Annotated in this window: 4 protein-coding genes and 1 pseudogene; 2 read left to right on the top strand and 3 right to left on the bottom strand. The window is 63.9% G+C overall.

Annotated elements, in window-relative coordinates; genetic code table 11:
• Positions 1-288 (top strand): annotated as a pseudogene (locus QZY06_RS10370) (MFS transporter); the annotation flags it as partial.
• Here the strand turns inward: QZY06_RS10370 and QZY06_RS10375 are convergent.
• From QZY06_RS10375 to QZY06_RS10385, 3 genes are all read right to left on the bottom strand, one after another.
• On the bottom strand, positions 285-1,220 hold the full coding sequence (locus QZY06_RS10375) for an alpha/beta fold hydrolase (protein ID WP_295683760.1): 936 nt from the start codon (positions 1,218-1,220) through the stop codon (positions 285-287). The pseudogene QZY06_RS10370 and the gene QZY06_RS10375 sit on opposite strands and share 4 nt — an antisense overlap.
• Positions 1,221-1,268: 48 nt before the next feature.
• Positions 1,269-3,035, bottom strand: coding sequence for a tetratricopeptide repeat protein (locus QZY06_RS10380; protein ID WP_295683761.1), 1,767 nt, complete (start codon positions 3,033-3,035; stop codon positions 1,269-1,271).
• Positions 3,036-3,238: 203 nt separating this feature from the next.
• Positions 3,239-3,607 carry a cupin domain-containing protein gene (locus QZY06_RS10385; RefSeq protein ID WP_295683764.1) on the bottom strand — a complete coding sequence of 123 codons (369 nt, stop codon included), beginning with the start codon at positions 3,605-3,607 and terminating at the stop codon, positions 3,239-3,241.
• Positions 3,608-3,775: 168 nt separating this feature from the next.
• Here QZY06_RS10385 and QZY06_RS10390 point away from each other — a divergent pair, with 168 nt between their 5' ends.
• Positions 3,776-4,657 (top strand): LysR family transcriptional regulator, encoded by an 882-nt coding sequence (locus tag QZY06_RS10390; protein ID WP_295683767.1) that lies wholly within the window; start codon positions 3,776-3,778, stop codon positions 4,655-4,657.
• The last annotated feature ends 227 nt before the right edge of the window (positions 4,658-4,884 follow it).

Consider the following 4,884-nt stretch of genomic DNA (forward strand, 5'->3'; position numbering starts at 1 on the left):
ATGGTGCCGTTTCAGGCGCTGATGACCACGGTGCCCAAGCCACAGGCGCGCGGCGCCTTCCTGAGCGTCAACAGTTCGTTTCAATCATTGGGCAGCGGCTGCGGTGCGTGGCTCGGTGGAATGATCCTGTCGACGGCTGCCAACGGCTCTATTACCGGCTACGGGACGGTCGGCTGGATCGCCGCCGCACTCGCGCTGTGCGTCTGTGCCGGAACTGCCTGGGTCGTTTCGTATACGAGCGCAGGCAATCCGGAGCCAGATCCGATCACCCCGACCGGCGCCATTTAGCCGGAAGCTGCCGTTATCAAGGGCAGCGTCGGCACTTTCTGATCCTCCAACCAGTCCGATGCGAGTGGCCAGAGCACATCGCGAAAGCGCTCGTTGAAAAACGCGAAGTGACCGATTGCATCGAAGCCTAGCGATGCGGCATCAAGCCGCAGGTGATGCCGATCTGCGCCCGTGAAGTACGCGAGCAACCGGTCGACCGCTGACGGAGTGCCGAATGGGTCGTCGTTCGCGCCGACTGCAAGAATGGGGGCGGTGACCGAAGCGAAGCGCTCCACCAGCCGTTCTGCTTCGTCTCGACTCAGGCGATGTCCGCTCCCGTGTCGCAGACTGTTCTCGAAGCGGCTGCCCATGCCTGACCAATCCCGCACCACGCCCTTGGGAGTGTCCTCCATCCAGCCCAGTCGCTTGGCCGGCAAGTAGCCGGCGAGCGCGACAATCGCGGGCATCAGGAGATGCCAGCGCAACAGCATCCCGCGACGCTCGCTGGGTGTGTAATCGCGCCAGTACGCGTATTGCGCGCCTACCGTGAAGATGCGCCGAACGTGCAGGGCAGACGGTGCCATCCCGATCAGGAAGCCGCCGACGGAATGGCCGACAACATCGATCGGGTGAGCCGGAAAAGCTGAACGGACGTAGCTCAGGACCGCTTCCAGATCGCTCCCCCAGTCGAGCCAGCCTGCCTCGAGACCTCTGAGCGCCCCGTGGCGTGAGCCGCCGATGCCCCGGTAGTCGAAAGTCACGACGTCATGACCACGGCTGCACAGGAACGCAGCGAAACGCGCGTAGTACCGCGACAACACCGAAGTGGCAGGCGCGATGACAACGACGGAACGCGGCGGCTGCGTAGCGGAGCGGGCAGACCAGATGTGCGCCTGCAGGCGGTACTGATCGGCCGTGAGGATTTCGACTGGCTCTGGCGGCTCTGGATTCATGAACTGACTAGCTGATCCTGCAGGGGCTCACTGCGCCACTGCCGTGCGCTACGGCTGCGCCGGCGCGTTGGCCGGATCCAGGCCGGCCGTGCGTGCGATCGCTGCATAGCGGGGATCGTCGCGATAGGCGGCGAGCAGGCTCGAGGTGAAGAGCTGGTTGACGCCAGGGTCCTTGACCGCCAATGCGCGATCGAGCCAGCGGAACGCTTCGTCGGGATTCTTGCGCGCTGCATAGACTTCGCCGATCTGGAAGGGAGAATCCGCGCCGTTGTCGCGGATCAAGGCCTCCAGCTCGGCATCCGCCTGCTTGCGGTCACCATGCGCGAACAGCGCCATCGCCAGCGCCCAACGACGCCAGAACGGATCCGTTTCCTCCCGGGCGATCGCGATCGCGGCGGCGGTATCACCTTGGTGGACCTTGGTGATGGCGAGCTGGGAATGAGTCGTTGCCGACTGTGGCTCGACCTCGATGGCCTTGCGGAGCGCTGCTTCGGCTTCGTCGAAGCGCCCGATCAGATCCAGCAGCAGGCCTCGCGAGAACAGCGCATCGCGCGACAGGGGATCCAGCGCGACCGCGCGGTCGATCGTGGCCAGCGCCGCGTCGAGGTGGCCGCGTTCGGACTGCATCAGGCCGAGCTGGCGTATCACGCCCGCATCATTCGGCGCCAGCTCGGCGGCTCGCGCAAATTCTTTCTCGGCATCCGCGAATTGAAGATCGATCCTCAAGAGCTGGGCGCGGGCGAAATGGGCGCGGGCGAGCTCGGGATCGAGTTCCAGAGCCTCGGTCACCGCCAGACGCACCTCGGCCATGATGGCTTCGCGTTCGACGGCCGAGTCATTGGAATAGGTCCCGGCATACCAGAGCGCGGAGATGGCGAGCTGGGCGTGGGCGAGCGCATAGCGCGGATCCAGGGCGATCGCGCGTTCGTAGAACTCCATGGCCTTGAACTCATCGGCGGCGTCCGCACGCCGGGAGTGGAAGTTGCCCTGCAGCAGCGCCTGATAGGCCTCGACATTGCCGCTCGGTGGCCGTCCGTCATCGGGCTTGGCGACCAGGGTCTGCGTCTTTGCGATCCCCAGCAAGCGTTGCAACTGGCCGGTCACGGCACTGGCGATTTCGCTTTGCACCGCGAAGATATCCTTCAGATCACGGTCATAGGTATCGGACCAGACGTTGGATCCGTCATCGGCGCGCACCAGCGCTACGCCGATGCGCACGCGGTCCGCGGCCTTGCGCACGCTGCCATCGACCAAGTAGCCGACACCAAGCTTTTGTCCGATGGTTCGCGGGTCGTCCTTGCTGTTCTTGAACTGGAACGACGAGGTGCGGCCCATGACCTTAAAAGCGCCAGCGCGGCCGAGGCTGTTGATGAGCTCTTCCGACAGCCCGTCCGAGAAATACTCCTGATCGTGTCCCGGACTCAGATCGGTGAAGGCGAGCACCGCGATGGACTTGTCGTCAGGCGCCGGTGTGGAATTCGCCATCGCGACTTTTGTGGCGGTTGGCAGCGCAAAACGCCACGCCAGCACAGCGCCGACCGCCACCAGCGCAGCGAGGATCAGCACCTCGGTAGTCGTCATCCGCTGCGCACCGCGCTCGCCGTGATACCAGGCCAAGACCAAGGTCACGAAGAAGCCGACAGCCGCCACAACGATGAAAACCCGCACGATCTCGTCCGGCCAGCCGAAGCGCTGTCCGACGAGATCGAGAACCTGGATGAGGCCGAATGATGCGGCGAGGTAGGCGAGCGCCCATTGCACAACCTTGCGCTGCCTGAGGCGCTGAAAAAACTCGTCCACCTGCGAGGCCCCCAAGAGCATGTATCGACTTTACCGCATCACCAGGGAGCGGAGATTGGTCGAAACTCGCGGGACGGCTGAAGCGACAAGCGGTCGTAATCGAGGGTAGGGAGCGGCTACCAAAGACCCGAAGGCGCCCTTCGGATCTTCAGTCGCGCCGCTTCAAAGCAATCCTCGAATCATCCACGTCGCTGACGTGCTCCTTCAGGAAAGAGGATCTATCGGCGCCAAGGAAGGTCGATCACCGCGCCATCGGGAAGCTTCACCGTGCCGCCGATAGGCATTGCGGAGACGAACTCGCTTTCAGTCTCGGCGAAGATCTGGTGCACCTGAGCGGCCGGCAGGACCAGCGTGTCACCGGCTTGGTAGCGCAGTTCTCGATCGGCCACGGTCGCCCGGCCGCTACCCGTGAGGAACAGGACGACTTCCTCCGTGTCGTGACTGTGCGGCGGCGTCGCCGAGTTGGCGTCCATGCGGCCGCGCCACATCTCGACCTGCTGCGCGCCGCTTGTGGACGTGGCGACTCCGGCGACATGGTTGCCGTGCAGGCTGTGGATCTGATTCTGATCATTGCGAAAGACGGACATGGCTCGACTCCTGAATCCCTGATTGGCAGCGCTGTGGACGGACCTTGCCGGATAGTGGAGTGGGGACAAATCTGCAACCGGCGACCATAGTGTGGCAAACGCAGTGATGAGACAGAAGTACACGCAAAGCCATAACATTGGAGACACAATGTCCTCAATAGAACTCGCATGAGCAGTCTTCAGCAGTTCCTGGCGTTTGCAGAAACGGCGAAGCACCGAAGCTTCGCGCGTGCTGCACAGAGCCTGGGTTGCGCACCCTCGACGCTCGCGAAATCGGTGTTGCGGCTGGAGCGATCGCTGGGCGTCAAACTGTTTCACCGCACGACCCGTCAGGTCAGCCTCACCCCCGATGGCGAGCGCTTGTACGAACGCTGCCAGCGGGTGCTGGCCGAAGTGGAAGACCTGCAGGTGGCGGCGGCCGGCACGCGCAATCAGGTCAGCGGCCCGCTGCGCATCGATATGCCGGTATCGTTCGGACGACGCTTCGTGGTGCCGGTGCTGGCGCGGCTCGCGCAGCTGCATCCGGCGCTCGAGTTCGACCTGCGCCTGTCGGACGAGCAGATCGACATCGTCAAGGAGGGCGTCGATCTCGCAATCCGTATCGGCGAGCTTCAGGACTCGACAATGGTGGCGCGTCCGTTCGCAACGCAGACCCTCAAGCTTTGCGCGAGTCCGGCTTATCTCGATCGCCATGGGCGACCGAGAACCCTCGCCGAATTGGAGTCGCACTCTGCCGTGGCGTTCCGCATGCCCGGCACCGGACGCGACCGGCCTTGGCAATTCTCCCGGCGTGGAGAGCTGATCAGCCTTCCGGTGCGGAGCGGCGTGCGCATCGGTGATGGTGAGGCGATGGTGCAGGCCGCGATCAGCGGCATGGGCCTGATCCAGGTACCCGACTACATGGCGGAGGATGCCCTGGCGCGCGGTGACCTGATCGAGTTGCTGCCGACGATGCGCCCGCCACCGACGCCGATCAGCGCTGTCTATCCTTCGAAACGGCTATTGCCACCGCGTGTGCGCGCGGTGCTCGACGCGCTATCCAAGCTCTAGGGTCTGGGACAAGTGTCCAATGTCCCTTTGGGCAGATTCGAATTTTTGAAGCAGGAATCCGACTATCCGATCGTCAGCCGCGATCAGCGGATCTTGATCGTGAGCCTCGGCCGCCAGACCGCCAGGACGATGTTCGCGACGCAGATGCCCATGAGGAGCAGCAAGGTGTTGCGCTCCGAATTCAGCATGTTCGCGAGCAGCGTCGGGTCGGCAGCCGCCGCGGCGAG

Origin of the sequence: uncultured Nevskia sp., assembly GCF_903885465.1 — a bacterium.
Lineage (GTDB): Bacteria > Pseudomonadota > Gammaproteobacteria > Nevskiales > Nevskiaceae > Nevskia.

Excerpts from the sequence above, each read along its gene's own strand:
- QZY06_RS10375 (WP_295683760.1), bottom strand. The coding sequence starts at position 1,220 with ATGAATCCAGAGCCGCCAGAGCCAGTCGAAATCCTCACGGCCGATCAG.
- QZY06_RS10385 (WP_295683764.1), bottom strand. The coding sequence starts at position 3,607 with ATGTCCGTCTTTCGCAATGATCAGAATCAGATCCACAGCCTGCACGGC.
- QZY06_RS10390 (WP_295683767.1), top strand. The coding sequence starts at position 3,776 with ATGAGCAGTCTTCAGCAGTTCCTGGCGTTTGCAGAAACGGCGAAGCAC.